A 21,683-nucleotide genomic window follows, 5' to 3' on the forward strand; every position below is an offset into this window, starting at 1 on the left:
ACAAGGGTAATTTATTAAAAATTATAACGAACACCTAAACCGTAACGAGAGCCTGTTTGAGTGATGTTATAAATCAACTGTTGCTTACGCCCGTACGATGTTACGTACTCGTCGGTAATGTTTATACCTTCAATAAATACAGTAAGTCCCTCTACTGCGGGTACTTCGTAACTTACGTTAAAGTCTATTTGGTAATACTCATCGGTGTAAATTGGTGCGGTTAAATCGCCATTTACACGACGCTCATTTAAAAACGAGTCGCGCCAGTTATACGCAATTCGTGCTTGTAAGCCTTCTTTATCGTAAAAGAACACCACGTTTGCAGTATCACTTAACCCTACAAGTGCTTCTGTATCCTCTAATGAGTCGTTGTCGTATTCAAGACCCGAGTCAACCATGGTGTAGTTAAAAATACCGCCAAAGCCTGACTCACCAAATAAGTGCTGAATATTAAATTCAAAACCATCAATGGTGTATTCTTGGTCGCCATTTACAGGCACGTTTATTCTAAAGTTAATTGGATCATCTGAGTCTGGGTCACCAACAATTGTGCCGCCGTCTAACTCGCCATCTTCATCAAATTTAGGTTGTACATTTGGATCATCAGCAAAGTTTTCAAATATATAGGTTCTGATATCTTCGTTAGATGCATTAGCGCCAAGTGCCGCTGTAGCAGCCCTAAATTTTTCACCATTTAATGGATCAGCTAAGTTAAATATATTTGAGTCGATAGTACCTGTAGTGATCCAATTTGTTACGTCTTTTTTAAAGTAACCAAACGAAATATAGCTACCTTCGCCGTAATACCATTCACTAGATAAGTCGTAGTTAATTGATTCAAGCGGTTTAAGTCCTGGGTTACCAGAGCCACCCGAATAACCACTTAAGCTACCACCGGTATTAATCGTTGTACCGCCTTGTAGTTGGCCATAACCCGCTCTTGAAATAGTTTTGCTCGCTGCTGCGCGAATCATTACATCTTCAACAACTTCAATATTAAAGTTAATATTTGGCAGGAACTGGCTGTAATCTGCCGACTGGCTTAGCGTTTCAATGCCGGTAACACCGGTTACTGATGTAGCTGTATCTTCGTTCCACTCTACGCGGCTGTAACCGGGTGCTGTTGCTTTAGAAAATACGTCTGTTTTTTCGTAGCGTAAGCCAATTTGCAGGTCGAAAAACATGCCACTCAATTCGCCTTTGTAATTTACTTGAGCAAAAGCAGACTGCGTTTTTTCTTCCGTAAAGCGGTTTGTTGCTGCATCCCAGTCAGTTGAGGCACAAAATTGTCCTTCGCCGTTTGGCCCTGCTGCTGCGCCGTCGGCTGCTTTACAATCACCATAAAGGTTATCTACGTTAGCAATAGGATCTGCGTACTCTGCTGCATTTACAATCGCATCAAAGTCGGCAAAAAAGATTGTATTAAATAAATCGTATCCGCCTTGTGATGCAGTGCCTTCAAAGTTGCCCGCCTTAGCTTGAAACTTATCTAAAATAGTATCTTGGCGCCAATCAATATCAGCAAAGTCACCCTCAACACCAACACCACCCCAATCTGGGCGCTGTACTTGCGTATGACGGTAATGGTTATTTACTTTATTAACCGCAACACCAAAGTCAATGCTTAGGTTGTCGTCAATGTAGTAGTCGCCCGAAATTTGCGTTTGATCGATTTCTGAATCGTATTTATCGTTTGCAAACCAGCTACCCGATAAACGCATAGTACTTGGGTTAAAGTTTTCAATGTTACCAATTGCAATACCTGGTAAGTCGCCAGTTAAATCAAGCCCTGAGCGCGAACGTGTGTACGACGGTAACTGAATATTGTTACGTGTACCATGGCGTGGATCAGTTGCTTTCATTGATGCTTTTGAACTGTGGTGATCAAACTCTAGGTTAAGCTGATCAGACACTGCCCATTCTAGATTAAAGCCTAGTGAATCTGTTTTTTCTTCGCGACCCCAAGAACCTACCGTAAGCGACGTATCGCGATAATCAGCATCACTTTGAATGTCATAAATTTCTGAGTAAATAAGTGGATACGCGTTAGGCTCGCCCGCCCAAACAGATTCACTTCTATCGCCTGCGTAGTTAAACCAAACTGACGCATCAGTGTGCTGCTCTTCAACGGTTGTTCTAAACGTAGTGTAGTCAAGGGTTGCTGTAATGTTTTCAACAGGTTGATATTGAAAAACTAGCTGGCCATTTACACGTTCACGTTGGCGTTCTTCAAACACATAACGTGGTTGTTGCGGGTTTGAATAAATACCTGATGTAGGTCTGTTTGCTCCGCCCTCTGCGCCTGCAGGTACACCGCCCCACCCTGTATTTGTGTAATCAGATGCTCTGTAGCCTTGATCTTGAATAAACTGTTGCATACCGCTTTCACGGTCTTGGTAGCTACCTGAAATAGATATACCAAATTTATCGTCACCAAATGTTTGCGAATATAAACCACTTACCTCTGGTGTAATGCTGCCCTCATCGGTTGATTGATCGTCTACAGCTTTAACGCCAAACGATGCTTTTATACCTGGGCTATTTAAAGGTCTGTTTGTTGTTAAGTTTATAGTTGCGCCAATGCCACCTGAGGTAACACTTGCGTCTGATGTTTTATAAACTTGCACGCCCGATACGCTTTCAGATGCCACATTAGCAAAATCAAATGTACGGTCACCTGTTGTATTTGGAAGTTGGCGGCCATTAATAGTAATTAAGTTATTAGCAGGTCCAAATCCACGTACTGTTACGCGGCTACCTTCACCGCCCGCTCTATCAATTGATACGCCGGTAATACGTTGCAGCGATTCAGCAAGATTAGTATCAGGAAATTTCCCCATATCCTCAGCCGAAATAGCATCGACAATACCAGAAGAGTCGCGTTTAACATCCATAGAGCGCTGCAATGAACCTCTAATGCCTGTTACTTGTATTATTTCTACATCTTCGTCGACAACGGTTTCGGCAGCGTAGCTTTGGTGAGGAAGCGTAACGGTACCCATTGCAGCGAGTATGGCTGTTGAAATTATCTTTTTCTTAAACATCATGATGCCTTTTTCTTATTTAATTATTATTGACGTACTGCAAGACTTTAAGAATTACTCGAAACATAATTGTAAACTATTTGTTTCATTTTACGGTCAATAAATAATTATTGTGTGTGTATGTTTTAAACGTTTTACAAAGACCACAACCAGTTTTAAACATGTGCTACTTAACTAAAAACCATTAAATAACAGCACGTTTATGCTAATTCTTTGTGCTAATTTTTGCTTTAAAATATTTTCATTTTGTCATATGTCCTCAGCTTCCTCTTATTTAGACCATTAACAAAATAAATTAATGGTCACATTGACTATATCTTTTTTGTGCAAATAAAAGCTTAAGCTTTGCTTACGCAGATAATTTGCATTGTTTAAAACTATTTTTGTTAAGCGTGTTCATATGGGCTTATTGTTTGAATTTTTCCGTTTGAGTCGTGCTCAAGCTTAGCCATTTTCATACTGCGTAAATGGGTTTGCCCGCCCGATAACGTACTGTCGTGATAAAATAAAAACCAGTCGCCATTGTGCTTAACAATTGAGTGATGCGTGGTCCAACCAAGTACAGGGTTTAAAATAACACCCTGGTAAGTAAATGGTCCGTAAGGGTTATCGCCCGTAGCGTATACAATTTTGTGTGTATCGCCCGTTGAGTACGAAAAGTAATAAACACCGTTGTTTTTGTGTACCCAAGGGCCTTCAAAAAATCGGCGGTTGTTATCGCATACTGTAATTGGGGAGCCGCTTTCATCTAGTACAACAACCTCTTTTACGTCTTCGCTTAGGCTGATCATATCTTGCGATAATTTTGCAACGCGCGCAGGAATTGCAGGTTCACCATTTTTTGGATACGTGCTTTGTTCATTAAATTCGCTGGTTTGCCAATTTTGTAATTGGCCGCCCCACAAGCCACCAAAATACAAATAATGGCTTGAGTCGTCATCTTCAAATACAGCAGGGTCAATACTAAATGTCCCTTGAATGTAATCGTCTTCGGCTTTAAATGGACCTGTTGGGCTATCACTTCTTGCAACGCCAATTCTAAAAATACCTTGCTGATCGCGCGCGGGGAAATAAAGGTAGTACTGACCAAGCTTATGCGCTGCATCGGGTGCCCACATTTGCTTGCTTGCCCATTTTACGTCGTCTACACAAAGTGCTACGCCATGGTCTATGGCTTTGCCTGAGCTTTCGTCAAGCGAAAACACATGGTAGTCGCGCATTGCAAAGTGGTCGCCGTTATCATTAATTTCATTTTTTGATTCAATGTCGTGCGAAGGATAAATATACACTTTGCCGTTAAACACATGCGCAGACGGATCGGCGGTATACATGTGATCAACTAACACATTGTGGTTTTGTATTAACGAGTTGGCTCGTTGTAGGTCTTTTAACTGTTTAAGTTCAGCGTCACTTAACCCATTAGATGGGGGTGCTGATTGCGCTGTATTTTGCATTTTTACTCCTAGTATTGCCTGCCCACTTTGCGCTTTTAAAAAGGCGCAAAGTGGGCTGCTAAATTAGTTTATGGTTTTGTTATCAGCCAGCTGCGTTTGAATGCGCTTTACTTCAGGCTCGGTAAGTTTGTAACGTGTTATAAAAATTAAACATGCCACGGTACAAATTACTGGAATGCCGGCAAAGGCGAGTAAAATGCCTGATAACGTGTGTTCTGACTGTTCTTGATTAGGCACGTATGCATAGCCAGATAATATCCAACCAGCAATCGCACCGCCGATTGCAAAGCCTAGTTTTATTGCTAATAAATGGCCCGAAAACGTAACAGCGGTTAATCTGCGACCAATTTTTAAGGCGCCGTAGTCAACCGTATCTGCCACCATTGAAAACATAATTGGGGTAATTATCATGTGGGCAAAGTTAGCAATAAAGTAGACGATAAAAATGGTAACTATGGCGTCGCTCTCAAGTACGTAGAACATGCTATGAGAAACAATCACCACCACTAACGCGGCGATAAAAAGTGTTTTCTTTTCAATAAATTTGGTTAAAAAGTTAGTAGACACAGCGCCTAGTACTGAGCCAATTGCTGAGAGTGTTAAAAAGTTAGAAGTAAGTGAGGCTTCTCCTACATAGTACTTAATATAATGCGGTGCTACAGAGGCTCTAACGCCAATTAAGATTAATGTTGCTAGACTTATAACGGCTATTACAACCCATTGATCGTTTTTAAATAAGCTTAAAAATTCAAGGAAGGCATTCTTTTTAGTTTGCGCGGGTTTAACTTGTTTGGTTTCTTTAGTCATTTTAAAACATAGTAAAAAACAAGCCGCAGCAAGTCCGCCTAAAAACACCATTGCTAGCGGGTAACCTACTACATCGTCGCCGTCGCCAAAAAAAGCAACCAGCTTTGGCAGTGCCCATACAATTACAAGCAGAGCTGCCATTGCCATTGCAAATCGGTATGACTGAAGCGATGCACGCTCTTTAGGGTCGTTTGTCATTACTGCGCCAAGTGCACCATAAGGTATATTAATAGCGGTATAACACGTCATTAATAGCCCGTAAGTAAAGTAGGCATATATAAGCTTGCCCGTAGAATCAAAATCGGGGGTTATAAATGCTAAACAAGCAAACACACCATAAGGCACGGCTAAAAATAATATATATGGGCGGTAAGAGCCCCAACGGCTGCGCGTTCTATCGGCAATGCTGCCCATTATTGGGTCGGTAATACCATCAAATAAACGAACCGCTAATAATAAGGTACCCGCAGCGGCTGCAGATAAACCGTAAACATCGGTATAAAATATCAACATAAAGTTAGCGACCATTTGAAATACAATATTACTGGCTGTATCACCAAGGCCGTACCCTATTTTTTCTTTAATTGTGAGTGTGTGTTTTGTGTTGTTCATGTGTGCTCAATTTTCAATGCAAATCGATATAGTCAAAAATACTATATGCATTTTTAGCGCATGTAAACATTTATGTTACATTTTTAATCAGCCAGTAATTTATTTAATACATGGCGCTAATTAGCCGTTAAATTTACTAACATACAAAGGTATTATTCGTTCAATAAAAAACCAATACCAAACCAATACCAAACCAAAGTCGAATATCGGCGTTAACGCGTAAAAACAGGTACAGTGTATAAAGTGATTAATTAAATAGATGTGATTGTTTTAAATAGGAATTATAAAAGCTTTTTATTTGCGCTTTACCCACCTTTTATATACCCTTAATAGTCTTTATAACAATATCTTCGTATAGCTTTGGCTGAGTAATTTATGCACTATAAAACATCAAACATTTCTAACAACATCGACGAAGAATCGATTCCTGATGACTGCATTAGTAATCTAACCGTAGATAATATTGTATTTGCTATTCATGAAGGTAAGTTAAAGGTGTTGCTGGTTAAATATAACCGCGGCCTTGCAACAAGCCAGTGGGGTTTAATTGGTCATTGGGTTCGTAAAGATGAAAACTTAGACCTTGCAGCTTTACGTGTTGTTAAAAGTACGACCGGTGTTGAAAACCTGTACTTAGATCAGTTAGGTGCTTTTGGTAACGTAGACCGCTACCCTGCTAGACGCATTATTACTATTGTTTATTATTCGCTCGTTCGCTTTGAAGAAACCAACCTTGTGAGCGGCGATAATGCTTTAGAGTGTGAATGGTTTGATGTAAATAGTGTACCCGCTTTAATGTTTGACCATGCCGATATTTTAAAAAGCGGCCTTGATTACTTACGCTATAAAGTAAGGCACGAGCCTATTGGTTTTAGCTTACTCCCAGAAAAATTTACCCTGCTTGAGCTACAAGGAATTTACGAGTCGATTTTAAATAAATCACTCGATAAACCTAACTTTAGACGTAAGTTTCAAAAAATGAACTTACTAATAAACTGCAAAGAAAAACAAACAAATGTAGCTCACAGAGCCGCAACTTTGTACCGTTTTGACATAAACGTGTACGAAAAATTAAGAGAGTTTGGTTTTACGTTCGAGTTTTAAATAAGCAAATCTTGAGCAAAGTAATTAATTTAATAATCCTGATAGATTCCCTTATAGAATTGAGCTTTGAATAACGACCTAATAGCTTTGTTATTCATTGCTTTTTTCAACGGGGGTAAAGCGCCATCCTTTGAAAACTAACTTGCTTGCAGATCCATTACCACCAGATGAAGAACCACCAAAACTGGCTTCATTTAACGCCGTGTCAAAGTGAATACCACCGGCGCCGCTTACAATAACAGTATCTCCTAAAATAGACCCTTTAAAACCAACTGCTGAAGTAACTTTAACTTGTGAAAGTGGTGCGTATATAACAGCATAAAGCTCTCGTGTACCACCTGAAAACTCTATTCCAGTATCATTTCCACTGTAAGAACTATAAATACTAAAAACGGGCCTGCCTTCATTTGTAATCCCATTGTCAGGTGCGTAAACTTGTGCCCCATTTCCTATCTTAAGCTTTCCTTTAATTATGATAGTTAAGCTGCTGTTATCAGGGATTGTTAGCGAACTTGCGCCATTCATTGTAAAATCGCCATCTACAAACATAACTGCATTATGATTACTTTTTACCTGCATTCGGCCTTTAATTGTTACATCATCAAAATAAAATATTTGAGCTGCTGAATCAAGGAAAGTTGCAGCTTTAGCAGTGATGGTACCATCTGGAGTGCTTCCAAAGTCTACTAAAAAGTTAGCCGTGTTAGTTTCTAACTCGAGTAAGTCACCAGCTCTGCTATTGTTATTTATAAAAAGGTCAGGGCTTGTCGTATTAACTGACACGCTATCAATTGCTGTTGCAATATCAAGTGGATCACACGCAGTTAACCCTCTATTATTTTCACTTTCTGGTGTTATTTTTTCAACTGGCTCAATAGTTGGTATTGATATGTCTGGACTTGATACTTTATAAGGTGAAAAAGCATACTCTTTTGTGTCGCCCTTAAAAGAGCCATTACCTGCGTATCTAAGGTCTTTACTATCAATAGTACTGCCCCACTGTTTAAGCGTCACATTACCTTGAACACGCACTCCACCGTATACACTTCCCCCTGTTTGCTCATAATTCCCGGAGGTATAAACGCCGTGCCGTATTGTTGTTTGATTAAGAGCGACTAAATCATATGAACGAATTGTTCCTTGGACTGCATTACCTGTAATAGAAATTGGACCTGATGAACTAATATCACCACCAACTGGAGTTTGCTTTACTGATATAGATTGGTTTGCTGAAATACTACCTGAAACAGTACCACTACTTTGTGTGAAACTTAGATATGCCGATGCATCCCCTCCAACGACCACGCCACCAGAGAGTATTAAATTTCCATTACTATGAATATTGCCTGTAATATCAGCGCCTTGAATAATTGATAAATTACTAGAGGATAGAACATTACCTTCAATTGTACCGCTACCATTGAGCGTAATATCACCAGAGTCGTTAACTGTATTAACAAAAGATTCTTCTGATGTATTTTTGTTACCATCAGCTAGTGTGTCGTTATAATCCCCTAAAGACGAATCATAGCTATCAATTAAGCCACTTCCACTAATTGCAACACCAGAACACCCCGTAATTCCATTAGAAAAAACTGAGGCACTGCTGGTCGTTCCGCCCCCACCAGCTACATATTCGAATATAGCTTGCATTTGGTTCTCACCTTCAAAGCGAGTACCTTCGCTAGAAATTAAAATATCGCCATTACTGTCAATCTCAATGGTTGCATTGTATATACTAGATTCAAGCGAACTTGTCCCAGAAACTTCACTATTATGGGCTATTAAATCGTTAATATTTATAGTCGGGTCTGCAAGCATTGCTGTTTCTAGTTTTTCAATACTTGAAAATACCCCTTTCTCAGACATCAGCCTTGCGTTCAATTTTTTCTGAAAATTACCACTCAAGCGCTCCTGGATCACACTATCTCTAAGAGTACTAAGTACAACAATTGAAGCCATAGATGTTAAAATAAGTACAGTAACAAGTGTAAAACCAGATGTATTTTTCATTTATTGAAATGCCTTATTCATTACCATTTGCGACAAAGATATATCAATCACTAAGCTGTTATTGAATTGGCTTGGTAAGTTTGTAGGCTCTACAAGGACACTCACTACGTTGTTATCAATTACGTAGCTAATTGCATTAATACCTTTTAATATTTTTACTTTTCCATTCCCTACATCACAGAATAATGAGTCATCTTCATGGCTATATTTTTCGATGAATTGCGTACTAATAGTTAAGCCAGTACAAGCAGCTGCCCCCGCCTCTTGCTCAACACTTAGAATATTATTTGTGTAAGTAGGGACTGAGTTGGTTTGTTTTAGACTTCGTGTAAATACTTTACTGCTAAATCGGATTACATCTAATGCATTTTCTAAATCTCTAGCTGTGCTGGTACTGCTATTAATTGAAGAATAAGCCAGACTCACCCCGCCTAATAGAAACATGCCTGCAGCAAGTGCAACCATAAGCTCTATTAAAGTAAAGCCTTTATGTTTATGTATTAGATGTTTCATGGCGTGCAACCATCAGGTAGTGTTGGGAAGCTTCCTGTAATTACAACGCGATTTTCTAAGTTGTCAGTCAAACGCTTATCTTGCCAAGTTACTTCAACCGATAAATCATTTGAAAAGTTAGCAGGTAGAGTGAGTGTATATGCATCAATTTGTGGGGACAAATAATTTCTAAAGTCAGCATCGTTGTACAAACTTGGATCTGTTTGTTGTAGCTCACATAAATGAGGCCAAATACGCTCTAAAACATTATTTGCCTCAATTATTGACACCGTATAATTAAAGCTGTTTGTAATATATTGCAATGATTTTAGTTGGCCTGAAGCAAGCCCTAACAATGCAACCGTCGCGACAATTAAAGCAACCATAACTTCTAAAAGAGAAAACCCTTTGCTGTAATTTATTAGCATGTCTCTGGGGCCTCAACTAACCAACTTTGCCCACTTTGTAAAATACATAAAGTAAAGTCGACAGTTGTTCTGTCATTATCACTCACCAAGATTTGATACATTTGGCCTAATTCACCCGTACTTGAAATATTAATATTCTTTAAATCTACAGAAATGCTGCTATGTGTAGTTTCAAAAATATTTAACGTGGTTTGCGTTGAATTAATAGCAGTTTTTACTAGCCATTGTTTATTCGACGTTTTGAGAGAAACACTTTGATTTCTTTTAATGGCTTCACTACGCGCAAATTTAAAAACACTATGCAGTTGATTCGAATTTGTAACTAATCTATCCCGCTTTATAAAAGTAATAAACGAAGGAGCCGCAACAGCAGTTAAAATACCAATGATGGTCATCGTGATTAAAACTTCGAGTAAAGTAAAACCAAGGCTTTTTTTTACCAACATTGCGATTTATCTGCTGACTTAGTACCACTTTGATTTACAGACAACTTGCCACACTCATCACTTTTCTGAGCACCTTTAGGTGTAACTTGTATTGTAAATTCAGACCCATTTGAAGCGCCTGTAGTTGCATCGGTTGTATAGTTAAAGGAGTAATAATCTGAGGTAGGAAAAGTAAATGTATTTGGGTAACCACCAACGCGCGTGTATTGTCTTTCGAGAACAGCCGTTTGCTGTAGCAAAATCTGTTGAACATCAGCTCTTCGGCTCTTCTGTATGTAACTCGTATAACTTGGAAGTGCAACTGAGTATAAAATACCTATAATTGCAATTACTATCATTAATTCAACAAGGGTAAAACCGTAAGGTTTCCTTAACTGCTCCGTTTTCACTTATTTAATTCCATTATTTATATCAAACATGTTTTATTTTCACTTGAAATAAAAAGTAATTTGAATTTTTGTGGGGTGTATAATAGCGAGCGGTAACAACTTGTCAACAATATAACGTTAGAATATTTAGAAGCATTTATTTAAATAAAATAGCGCACCGAATAAAATCAAAATAATGCTACGGCGCACTAAAATAGTGCAATAAACAAGAGTTTAAAATAATGTAGCATTATAATTACCTTAACAATTTAATGTTAAGATACCATGTTGCTTTTATATAATTAACAGGAAAAACTAAAAGTTAATACTTTACTTGTTTTATATGTTTCTAAAATGTAACAAATGTTTTACTAAGCAAATATAACCCTCTATTCTACTAGTCTCTAGAAACAAACTTCTGATTATGCTATTTTTACTTAATAAGCAAATAAACTCAAAGGAGCTTTTTTCTTGAAACTTACGCCGCCCTAGGCAACCACTCCCCTTTTTCATCAGCACGTTACGTGCAACCTTAATCGCCGCCTGCGCGAGAATCACTGTTATTTAAATAAAATATTCCCCTATACTTTGGGAAACTAACTAATTAGGTTTATTACATGTTTGATCACGTAAAAAGAGATTGGCTCTCTAATGTTCGTGGCGATGTGCTTGCTGGTATTGTTGTGGCGCTTGCCCTAATACCTGAAGCGATTGCTTTTTCTATTATTGCCGGTGTTGACCCAAAAGTAGGTTTATATGCCTCATTTTGTATTGCGGTTATTATTGCCTTTGTAGGCGGACGTCCTGGCATGATATCGGCGGCCACCGGTGCAATGGCACTGTTAATGGTAACGCTGGTTAAAGATCATGGTCTGGAGTACTTACTGGTTGCTACCTTACTTACCGGAGTACTACAAATATTTGCAGGCTTTTTAAAGCTCGGTGAATTAATGCGCTTTGTATCGCGCTCTGTTGTAACAGGGTTTGTAAACGCGCTGGCGATTTTAATATTTATGGCGCAGTTACCTGAGCTGACTAATGTTACTTGGCATGTTTATGCGATGACCGCAGCGGGCTTAGGTATTATTTACTTATTCCCATATATTCCAACTATTGGCAAAATACTTCCCTCTCCTTTAGTGTGTATTGTTGTTATTACACTGGTTTCAATATTTTTGGGTCTTGATATAAGAACCGTTGGCGACATGGGCGAACTGCCAGACACTCTACCTATATTCTTATGGCCCGATGTACCGCTAACACTCGAAACACTGCAAATTGTTTTACCGTATTCAATTGGTCTTGCTGTTGTGGGCTTACTTGAATCAATGATGACCGCCACTATTGTTGATGACTTAACCGATACAACGAGCGATCGTAATAAAGAATGTAAGGGCCAAGGTATTGCTAATATTGGCGCAGGCTTATTTGGTGGTATGGCGGGTTGCGCTATGATTGGGCAATCAATTATTAACGTTAAATCGGGTGGTCGCGGCAGGCTTTCTACCTTTATTGCAGGCTCATTTTTAATCATTATGGTGGTATTTTTAGATGAGTGGCTGCGTTTAATTCCTATGGCTGCATTAGTTGCGGTAATGATTATGGTATCGATTGGTACGTTTTCGTGGACATCTGTTAAGGATTTAAAAAAGAACCCGCTTTCATCAAATGTTGTGATGATTTCCACCGTTATTGTGGTTGTTGCCACGCATAACCTAGCCATTGGCGTTTTAGTAGGCGTGTTGTTAGCTACGCTGTTTTTTGCTAATAAAATTGGTCGCTTCATGGTGGTTAAAGCTACCCATGATGAAAGCAACGATAAAATAACCTATGAAGTAGTTGGCCAAGTGTTTTTTGCCTCAGCTGAGCAATTTATTGCATCGTTCGATTTTAAAAATGCGGTTTCTAACGTGGTAATTGATTTAACCCATGCACATTTTTGGGATATAACTGGTGTATCGTCACTCGACAAGGTGGTTATTAAATTTAGGCGTGAAGGCGCAACGGTTAATATTATTGGTATGAATAGCGCAACCGAAACTGTAATTGATAAATTTGGTGTGCATAACAACCCTGAAGAAGTCGAAAAACTACTTGGCGGACATTAAGGAGAATGCAATGACTAAAATAATTACCTATGTAGATGGCTCAGCCATTACTAAAAATGTAACCGATGCTGCTATTTGGGCTTCAAAAAAGCTAAATAAACCAATTAGCTTTGTGCATACAATTGAAAAAACGCAGCGAACAAATGTTGGTGACTACTCTGGTAGTATTGGGCTTGGTGCACAGTCAACACTTCTTGATGAAATGACTAAGCTTGACGAACAACGCTGCAAAGTAAGTTTAAAAATGGCTGACGAATTATTAAATTCAGTAAGTGAGCATGCTAAATCGGCAGGTGTTACTAATTTTGAACTAATTAAGCGCCACGGTGATTTGCTCGATACCGTTATAGACTTAAAAGACGATACACGCCTTATTGTTATTGGCCAAAATGGTGCTGGACATAGTAATAGCTTTGCGGTGCTGGGTTCACATATAGAAACCTTAGTGCGTAATGCAACACAACCTATTTTGCTTATTCCAGAAACATTTAAACAACCTAAATCATTTATGATTGCGTATGACGGCCGCGAAACAGCCGACAAAGCGCTACAACAAGTGATTGATGGCGGCTTGTTACATGGTTTGCATTGTCATTTAGTGAGTATTAAAAACAACGAAAAAGACCTTGAAGAAAAATTTGTTAATGCACAGCACAAGCTTATCAGTATGGATTTTGAAGTGTCGGCAAGCTTTTTAGAGGGCAACATTTTTGACTCGTTAATGCAATATAAAGAGCAAAATAATGTAGAACTAATTGTAATGGGTGCATTTGGGCACTCTAAACTAAGGCAGTTTTTTGTGGGCAGTAACACCATTAAAATGCTCGAAAACAGCGATGTGCCAGTGGTTATTTTAAAGTAAGTAGCGATTTAAATAAATTTAAAACCAGTCTCAAAAGCCTAAAATCACTTAACTGATTTTAGGCTTTTTGTTTTTGGCCTAGCCTCAAACTTTTCAAATAAAAACTGAATAAACGACGTAACCTTTTGAGCCACAAACTTTCTATGCGGGTAAATAGCAAATAAACCAAACTCAAAGGTTTTATAGTCCCGCATAACCTGTACAAGCTTACCCGATGCAATATCGTCTCTCACCACTATTTCAGGAATTAAGCCAATACCGCCACCCGCTACAACCACCTCTTTTACAGCTTGTGGATTATTAACCGAAACACGCGAGTTTACGCTTGCCGTTAATGCCTCACCACTAGGTGAAACTAGAGGCCAATGGCGACCTATTTTAAAGTTGCTATCAATCACTGTGGCGTGTTGTTCAAGCTCATCAACACTCGCTGGTGCGCCAAAGCGCTGAATATATTCGGCTGACGCACATAAAATTAAAGGGTAACTGGTAATTTGCCGCGCAATTAAATTAGAGTCAGACACACTGCCAATTCTTATTGCTAAATCAACCCCCTCTTCTAGCAAATCAATTGTTTTGTCTGAAAGCACTAAATCAATACTTAAATCAGGATAACGGCTCAGTAACTCAGGCATTAACGGCGCAAGGTTTGATTCACCAAACGACACCGGCGCACTCACCCTAAGTTTGCCGCTAGCAAGCGCTGTTTGACCCGATAAGTTATCGAGCATTTCACTGTAGCTTTCAATTACAGGCACTACGCTTGTGTAATAACTTTGCCCCGCTTCGGTAATCGAAATTCTGCGAGTGGAGCGGTTAAATAATCTAACCCCTAAGTCTTGCTCTACAATGCCCACGTACTTACTGACCAGTGCCTTTGAAAGCCCTAGTCTGTCGCCTGCGGCTGTAAAAGAGCCTGTTTCAACAACCGCTATGATTGTTTTAATGCCAATAATAGTATCCATGATTGTCAATATAGCATTGACATTAATTCCTTACTAGCTCGGTTTTTCAAAACTGATAATAGTGAAAGAATAGCGTTATTAAAAATCACTATTCAAAATTAAAAAACAAGACAACCCATGAGCAACTTAACGCTATACCGTTTTACTTTATCTGGTCATTCACATCGTGCAGAGCTATTTACATCGCTCTTAAAGCTTGATGTAAATATGGTTGATGTTGCACTGCAAAACGGCGAACAAAAACAAGCTGACTTTTTAAAAATGAATATTTTTGGACAAGTACCGGTACTTAAACATAACGATGACGTTATTAATGATTCAAACGCTATTTTGCTGTATTTGGCACAAAAATTTGATGCTAACAGAACCTGGTACCCAGAAGATATTACTTTCAAGCGCACATTCAGCGCTGGTTGAGCGTTGCTGCAGGGCTTGTGGCTTCAAGTCCGTGTTCGGCGCGTTTAGTTACGGTATTTGGCGCAGAGCTTGATCATCAAAATGCGATAAACATTGCCCACACATTATTTAAAACAATGGATGCATACTTACAAAATCGCGAGTACTTAGTAGGCACTCAGCCAACTATTGCCGACATTGCCAACTTTTCGTACATAGCGCACGCACCAGAGGGCGGCGTATCACTTGAGCAATACCCAAATATTTTAAGATGGTTAAACAACGTTCGTAAACTTGACGGCTTTATAGCAATGCCTGAAACAAAAGCAGGTTTACTCGCTTAGTTTTAAGTTTTTAAGAGGCTATTTAGCCTCTTTTTTGTAAAGAAGATTACCTACTTGATGAATAAATCTTAATTTTGACAACCGCTCAAGGAGTTTGCTATTAATGGGTACATATATTAGTAGCTTATATACCTCGATAATAGAGGCCGATAAGCTAAAACGATAGCGTAATCATAGTGCGCAATATCACGGAGCGTTCAAAAATGGATCTAGATTCACATATTACTCAACTTGAAAAGCAAAATAGAAAAATGTTTAGCTCAGTTCACTTCTTACTACTATCGGTCGTATTTTCAACAATCATATTGGCTTTACTGTTTTTTACTGAGCCATTAATTGCAATCGCAGCTTCTGGATTTGTTGCTTTTTTCTTGCATTATTTTTACGCTCACTTAGCCTTTAAAAAGCTAAACTCTCGTATTACTTTATTACAAACAAAAATAAGCCAAAGTGAATCAAAAAAATCGTTAACTACTAAATAAATTAACCACCCCGCAATAAAACATAAAACGTAGATTATGAATTGCATGCTTCTAACTCGCTTAACGCTTGTAGCAAGCTTTGAACTAAGCTTGATGTAACCGATAACTAAATAGCAAAGCGATATAGTGACGACAGCCTAATAGCTTCAATTTTCAAATTGTGCTTGTTCCCTCTTGCTAATAATTATTCATCTTCAAATACTGATTTAAGAAATAAAATTGCTTCGATCAAGACCGCACATGGAGAAGCCTGCTAATAACCACAGGTGTATTACTAACCCATCGCAGTTTAATGCATCTTGAGGTCTACAGCTCTATATCAAGCACCTCAATGCCTTTAGCAGGTACGGCGCAGCAAATTAACGCTTGCCCTGTCTCAACTGGGTAACTTACATTATTGCGATAAACCATAGCGCCTGCGTTTATTTTTACAGCGCAACTGCCGCAGCTGCCGTTGCGACAGCCAAACTCTGGTTCTAAACCATGGGATTCGGCTACATTAAGTATAGTGTTGTCACCTTTATTCCAGCGTTGTTCAAAGCCCGATTTACTAAATTTAATTACGGTGTTGTCGGCTTCCTCAACGCTCACCTCTTTGCTTTTATTAGGCGCTTCGTTTGTGTTAAGTACTTTGCGCTTAATACTGGAGGGTCCAAATGCTTCAGCAAATATGTTTTTATCCTGCACACCGAGCAATAACAGTTCGTTATATACGTGTTGCATAAACGCTTCAGGTCCGCATAAAAAGAACTCGTAATCATCAAGTGGTAAATAGCACCTAAACACATCCGCATTTATGCGCCCTTTTAAATCAAAGCTATCGTCTTTTAAATTAGAGCCATTGCCTTGCTTTTCATCAAGCTCAGGTTGAGATAAAAGTGAGTAGTAATCAATTGCGCCGCCACTCGTGTCTGCAAGTGTTTTTAGCTCGTTATAAAACGCACGCTGTTGTTTATTTTTAGCACTGTGAAAAATATGCAACGGGCGTGTATAGCGGGTTCTTAACCCTTCATTGGCAATATGTTTAGCCATTGAGATCATAGGTGTAATACCTATCCCGCCACCAATTAGTACTGCTGGTTTGGCGCTAGTTGGGTCAATAAAAAACTGCCCTTGTGGGTATTTAGCTAAAATAACGTCACCTACTTTTACGTTATTATGAAAGTAGTTAGACACCTCACCACTGAGCTCTTTTTTAATCGATAACCTATAAAATAGTTCATGAGGGCTCGATGACACGGTGTAGGTTCTAATAACAGGTTTGCTGTTACTGCTATTGCTATTGCTACTATTTTTACATGGTATTTGTACAGTTAAATGCTGCCCAGCTTTAAACGGTAACAAGGTTGTATTGTTATGCCCTTCTAAATAAAAGGAGGTAATTACATTATTTTCTTTAATTATTTTAGTTACTTTTAAAGGCTGCCAAGTATGTTTTAGTTTTTCGGCTTGTTTGTTTTTATCAGCCTCAAGCCATGTGCCCGTGATTTTAGTATTAGGGGAATAAGCATCAAATTTAGCACTAAACGGGAGTAAGTTTTTAAGCCACATCCCTTTAGTGAGGGTAAATTTCCAGCCTCGGTCTGCGCCAATAAAGCCTTCAAGTTCTGGATGCCCGTCCCATAAAATTTCAACGTTGCCGGTAAGCATTAATACATTGCCCGTGTCAAAATCAGGAAATAACAAACCTGCTTTTGGGTTTAATAAAAAGTTACCCAAGGTATTAAAAAAATTGTTACCTGCGTAATCAGGAATCGTTAATGTATTGCCTTCGCGCTTTACAAAGCCCGGCAACCCACCACGGTGAGAAACATCAACACCTTCAATTTTTGGATTGTTTTTAGCGGTTATAAAGCTTGAAACAAAAAATGTATCGGTGGTGTCAATTAACGCACTAGCTGCGTTATCAAGTGTATTAAATTCAACTTTTTGTACTGCACTACTTTTAACTAAAGGATCTCTATTAAACGTTAAGTCGCGCGTTTGAATATACTGCGGGCAATTTCCGAAGGATTGATCAACATTAAAACTCACCTGATTATCGTCAATTACCTCACCTACGCGCACATTTAAACGGTTACGCCTACGCGTGCTTAGCTCAATGCCTAACAAACCAATTGGCGAGCCGGCAATATTTAACGTGTCATGTAAGGGGTCGTTTTTATCAACCGCGTGGGTCATTAATAACGACGTAGGAGTTGGGGAGCTTAAAAAGCCTGACTGTACTGAAACAATAGATACCCACGGAATAGCATTTTCATCAACACTGCCTGCAACCACAAATGGTAACTGCTCAAAAAAGGCTTGATGCTGCTCTGGTATAAATGAGCGTACGGCACGTTTGCCAAATGTTGCCATTATTTCTCGTTTACCGAGTTTGTCTTGTATTGCCAGCTCGCCTTCATGAAAAGGTGAAGCATCTATTGAGTTTGTGTTAGTCATTTTGCTCGTAATTCGTGTGCATATTTTATGGGTTAAATTTAACTCAATATACAATCAATGATAATGGGTGTTTTATTGACTGATAATGCACAAAACAATGACAATACTTGCACCCTTTTAGTGCCAAGCGCGCACCAACATATATCAAAACGGGTTTTTCACTCACTCTAAAAAAACATTAAATACTATTTAAACAATAACTTAAAAAACTGGCTATATTTTTGCAAACACTCTGTTAACAAGCCAGTTTTACTTACGGCAAAAATTTAGGTTGTTGGCACTATAGCTATTAGCAACCATCGGCAAAGAAGCCCGCACACAATTATGCATAATGCGTATTTGTGGCGGGCTTTTTTGTTATTTGTATTTAAACCGTCACTTTAAGGAATGCCATATGCAAACCTCGCAAAAAATACTCATTATTGGTAATGGTATGGTCGGACACCACTTTGTTGAGAAAATGCGCCAAAGCGATGCCAACGCAGACATTACTGTACTTTGCGGAGAAGCAAATCTTGCATACGATCGCGTGTACTTATCAAGTGTATTTGATGGCAAAACAGCCGCTGATTTAGCACTTACCACTCACGACAACTATAAACAACTCAATATTAATGTGCATACCAGCCAGTGGGTTGAAGGCATTGATAGAACAGCAAAAATAGTGACCACATTAACCGGTGAGCAATACCCGTACGACAAACTTGTACTCGCTACAGGGTCATTCCCATTTGTGCCGCCTATAAAAGGTAACGACCAACCCCATTGTTTGGTGTATCGCACATTAGAAGATTTAGAACAAATAAAAGCCAGTGCCGCTGTAAGTAAAAGCGGTGTTGTTATTGGTGGTGGTTTGTTAGGGCTTGAAGCAGCAAACGCCATTAAGCAATTAGGACTTGATACCCACGTAGTTGAATTTGCGCCACAACTTATGGCTGTTCAACTTGATGGACAAGGCGGTACGCTACTAAAAAATAAAATAGAAAAACTCGGCGTAACGGTACACACATCAAAGGCAACCAGTGAAATAGTAAAAGGCGAAACGAGTCGCTTTAGATTGAATTTTTCGGATGAGTCATTTTTAGAAACAGACCTAATTTTGTTCTCAGCCGGTATTCGCCCGTATGATCAGCTTGGCAAAATTGCTGATTTAGAACTCGGTGAGCGCGGCGGTATTATTATTAATAACCAATGCCAAACATCTGATCCTGATATTTTAGCCATTGGCGAGTGCGCCCTGTGGGACAAAAAACTATTTGGCTTAGTAGCGCCGGGTTACAACATGGCGCGCGTTGCAGCGAGTCAATTAAGTGGTGGCGAGCTTGAGTTTTTAGGTGCCGACATGAGCACAAAACTTAAGTTATTAGGTGTAGAAGTAGGCTCAATTGGCGACGCTCACGCAAAAACGCCAGACTGCAAAGAACTTATATATCAAGACGCTATTCGCGGCTGTTATAAAAAAATCATACTAAGTGAAAAAGGCGATAAATTACTGGGCGCTGTACTTGTTGGCGATACCAGCGATTACGATACTTTATTGCAGTACATGCTTAACGACATGGACTTACCAGAAAACCCTGAGTGTTTAATTTTACCAGACAGCGGCGGCGTGCCGTCGTTATCTGGCAGTGCCCTACCCGACACCGCCACTATTTGTTCGTGTCACAATGTGAGTAAAGGCGACATTGTGGGTGCAATTGATGGCGGCTCATGCGATTTAGCCTCGGTAAAATCATGCACTAAAGCAGCAAGCGGCTGTGGCGGTTGTGCTGCGTTACTAAAATCAGTTGTTGATAACGAATTAGCGAGCCGTGGTGTTGAAGTTAACAACCATGTATGTGAGCACTTTGCGTATTCGCGCCAAGAACTACTGCACATGGTAAAAGTAGAAAGCATTAAAAGCTTTGATGACTTACTAACTAAACACGGCAGCGGTCATGGCTGTGAAATATGTAAACCTGCCATTGGCTCTATTTTAGCCTCAACATGGAACGACTTTATTTTAGAACCCGCTCATGTTGGCTTGCAAGACACTAACGATACGTACCTAGCAAACATGCAAAAAGATGGTTCGTACTCTGTAGTACCGCGTATTGCTGGTGGCGAAATAACCCCCGACAAACTCATTGTAATTGGACAAGTAGCAAAAGACTTTAACCTGTACTGCAAAGTCACTGGCGGTCAGCGTATTGATTTATTTGGTGCACGCTTAGAAGAGCTTCCTGTTATTTGGGAGCGACTTATTGAAGCCGGATTTGAGACCGGCCATGCTTATGGTAAGTCTCTTAGAACTGTTAAGTCGTGTGTGGGTAGTACGTGGTGTCGTTATGGTGTGCAAGATAGCGTTGGACACGCAATAGAAATAGAAAACCGCTACAAAGGGTTACGCGCACCGCATAAATTTAAAATGGCGGTATCGGGTTGTACCCGCGAATGCGCCGAAGCACAAAGTAAAGATATTGGCATTATAGCCACCGAAAACGGTTGGAACTTATACGTGTGTGGTAATGGCGGTATGCGCCCTCGCCATGCTGATTTATTTGCGACCGATTTAGACACGCCAACACTAATTAAATACATTGACCGCGTAATTATGTTTTACATTAAAACGGCTGACAAATTACAGCGTACGTCGGTATGGATGGAAAACCTTGAAGGCGGTTTAGACTACCTTAAAAGCGTAGTAATTGACGACAGCTTAGGCATTTGCGACGAGCTAGAAGCGCAAATGGAATTAATTACACAAACCTATGCGTGTGAGTGGAAAAAAGCGATTGAAAGCCCTGATGCAGCCAAACGATTCCGCCAGTTTGTTAATAGCCCCGAAACCGACGACAACATTTTATTTGTGCAAGAGCGTAACCAAATTCGCCCTGCTACAGAAGCCGAAAAGCGTGAGCAACGTAATACACAAAACCGTATTCCAGTAATGGAAGTTGAAGAGGAGCAAGCTGATGTCTTGGCATAATATTGGAACAATCGATAACCTAGTGGCTAATAGCGGCGTATGCGCATTAGTTAATAATCAGCAAGTGGCTATTTTTTACATTCCACAAAATCCAACGGCTGTGTTTGCCATTAGCAACTACGACCCTATTGGCAAAGCCAATGTATTATCGCGTGGCATTATTGGCTCAATCGACAATAAATTAGTTGTCGCATCGCCTTTATATAAGCAACACTTTTGCCTAGAAACAGGCGAATGTTTAGAAGCAGAAGCAATACACTTACCGGTTTTTAATGCAAAAATTGAAGACGGCAGTGTATTTATAAGCTCTGAACCAAAAGTTACTACAGCTGTGGCTTAGGGGAATAG

At 39.5% G+C, this 21,683-nt stretch carries 16 protein-coding genes and 1 pseudogene; 7 read left to right on the top strand and 10 right to left on the bottom strand.

Going from position 1 to position 21,683, the window contains the following annotated elements:
* Window positions 1–14: 14 nt before the first annotated feature.
* The 3 genes from JG479_RS09025 to JG479_RS09035 form a co-directional block, all read right to left on the bottom strand.
* Window positions 15–3,044: a TonB-dependent receptor gene (locus JG479_RS09025; protein WP_138490015.1), complete on the bottom strand. Its 3,030-nt coding sequence runs from the start codon at window positions 3,042–3,044 to the stop codon at window positions 15–17.
* 386 nt (window positions 3,045–3,430) lie between these two features.
* Entirely contained in the window at window positions 3,431–4,498 is a 1,068-nt protein-coding gene (locus JG479_RS09030) for a glycoside hydrolase family 43 protein (RefSeq protein ID WP_200218793.1), read from the bottom strand.
* Window positions 4,499–4,561: 63 nt separating this feature from the next.
* The gene (locus JG479_RS09035) at window positions 4,562–5,917 is read right to left on the bottom strand and encodes an MFS transporter (RefSeq protein ID WP_149602514.1); all 1,356 of its coding nucleotides are present in this window, start codon (window positions 5,915–5,917) and stop codon (window positions 4,562–4,564) included.
* 375 nt (window positions 5,918–6,292) lie between these two features.
* Between JG479_RS09035 and JG479_RS09040 the strand changes: the two genes are divergently transcribed.
* Window positions 6,293–7,021, top strand: coding sequence for an NUDIX hydrolase (locus JG479_RS09040; protein ID WP_007585186.1), 729 nt, complete (start codon window positions 6,293–6,295; stop codon window positions 7,019–7,021).
* A gap of 90 nt (window positions 7,022–7,111) precedes the next feature.
* Here the strand turns inward: JG479_RS09040 and JG479_RS09045 are convergent, their stop codons facing one another.
* Genes JG479_RS09045 through JG479_RS09065 form a run of 5 tightly spaced genes read right to left on the bottom strand, consistent with a single transcriptional unit; the run spans window position 7,112 to window position 10,789 of the window.
* The gene (locus JG479_RS09045) at window positions 7,112–9,034 is read right to left on the bottom strand and encodes a DUF7305 domain-containing protein (RefSeq protein ID WP_200218795.1); all 1,923 of its coding nucleotides are present in this window, start codon (window positions 9,032–9,034) and stop codon (window positions 7,112–7,114) included.
* Window positions 9,035–9,547, bottom strand: coding sequence for a PilW family protein (locus tag JG479_RS09050; RefSeq protein WP_138489198.1), 513 nt, complete (start codon window positions 9,545–9,547; stop codon window positions 9,035–9,037).
* Window positions 9,544–9,954 (bottom strand): type IV pilus modification PilV family protein, encoded by a 411-nt coding sequence (locus JG479_RS09055; RefSeq protein WP_138489199.1) that lies wholly within the window; start codon window positions 9,952–9,954, stop codon window positions 9,544–9,546. Before JG479_RS09055 ends, JG479_RS09050 begins: the two co-directional genes overlap by 4 nt.
* Window positions 9,948–10,400, bottom strand: coding sequence for a GspH/FimT family pseudopilin (locus JG479_RS09060; protein ID WP_138489200.1), 453 nt, complete (start codon window positions 10,398–10,400; stop codon window positions 9,948–9,950). The genes JG479_RS09055 and JG479_RS09060 overlap by 7 nt, the downstream gene beginning before the upstream one ends.
* Complete coding sequence (locus tag JG479_RS09065) at window positions 10,391–10,789, bottom strand: type IV pilin protein (RefSeq protein ID WP_138489201.1); 399 nt, start codon at window positions 10,787–10,789, stop codon at window positions 10,391–10,393. The genes JG479_RS09060 and JG479_RS09065 overlap by 10 nt, the downstream gene beginning before the upstream one ends.
* A gap of 596 nt (window positions 10,790–11,385) precedes the next feature.
* Here JG479_RS09065 and JG479_RS09070 point away from each other — a divergent pair.
* Both JG479_RS09070 and JG479_RS09075 read left to right on the top strand, forming a co-directional pair.
* Complete coding sequence (locus tag JG479_RS09070; RefSeq protein WP_200218797.1) at window positions 11,386–12,876, top strand: SulP family inorganic anion transporter; 1,491 nt, start codon at window positions 11,386–11,388, stop codon at window positions 12,874–12,876.
* 10 nt (window positions 12,877–12,886) lie between these two features.
* Window positions 12,887–13,738: a universal stress protein gene (locus JG479_RS09075; RefSeq protein ID WP_149602511.1), complete on the top strand. Its 852-nt coding sequence runs from the start codon at window positions 12,887–12,889 to the stop codon at window positions 13,736–13,738.
* A gap of 44 nt (window positions 13,739–13,782) precedes the next feature.
* On the opposite strand, the gene JG479_RS09080 is transcribed toward JG479_RS09075, so the two are convergent.
* Window positions 13,783–14,703 (bottom strand): LysR family transcriptional regulator, encoded by a 921-nt coding sequence (locus tag JG479_RS09080; protein ID WP_200218799.1) that lies wholly within the window; start codon window positions 14,701–14,703, stop codon window positions 13,783–13,785.
* 117 nt (window positions 14,704–14,820) lie between these two features.
* Between JG479_RS09080 and JG479_RS20230 the strand changes: the two are divergent.
* Together JG479_RS20230 and JG479_RS09090 are read left to right on the top strand one after the other, a co-directional pair.
* Window positions 14,821–15,443, top strand: a pseudogene (locus JG479_RS20230) (glutathione S-transferase).
* 203 nt (window positions 15,444–15,646) lie between these two features.
* Complete coding sequence (locus tag JG479_RS09090) at window positions 15,647–15,925, top strand: hypothetical protein (RefSeq protein WP_200218801.1); 279 nt, start codon at window positions 15,647–15,649, stop codon at window positions 15,923–15,925.
* Between the two features lie 306 nt (window positions 15,926–16,231).
* Here JG479_RS09090 and JG479_RS09095 read toward each other — a convergent pair whose 3' ends face one another.
* Window positions 16,232–18,367, bottom strand: a complete 2,136-nt coding sequence (locus JG479_RS09095) for a 2Fe-2S iron-sulfur cluster-binding protein (RefSeq protein ID WP_200218803.1) — start codon at window positions 18,365–18,367, stop codon at window positions 16,232–16,234.
* A gap of 394 nt (window positions 18,368–18,761) precedes the next feature.
* Between JG479_RS09095 and nirB the strand changes: the two genes are divergently transcribed.
* Window positions 18,762–21,335, top strand: a complete 2,574-nt coding sequence (gene nirB / locus JG479_RS09100) for a nitrite reductase large subunit NirB (RefSeq protein WP_200218805.1) — start codon at window positions 18,762–18,764, stop codon at window positions 21,333–21,335.
* Window positions 21,322–21,675: a nitrite reductase small subunit NirD gene (gene nirD / locus JG479_RS09105; RefSeq protein WP_002959861.1), complete on the top strand. Its 354-nt coding sequence runs from the start codon at window positions 21,322–21,324 to the stop codon at window positions 21,673–21,675. The genes nirB and nirD overlap by 14 nt, the downstream gene beginning before the upstream one ends.
* Window positions 21,676–21,683: the final 8 nt, after the last annotated feature.

It is taken from the genome of Pseudoalteromonas sp. LC2018020214, from assembly GCF_016598755.1.
GTDB lineage: Bacteria > Pseudomonadota > Gammaproteobacteria > Enterobacterales > Alteromonadaceae > Pseudoalteromonas > Pseudoalteromonas distincta.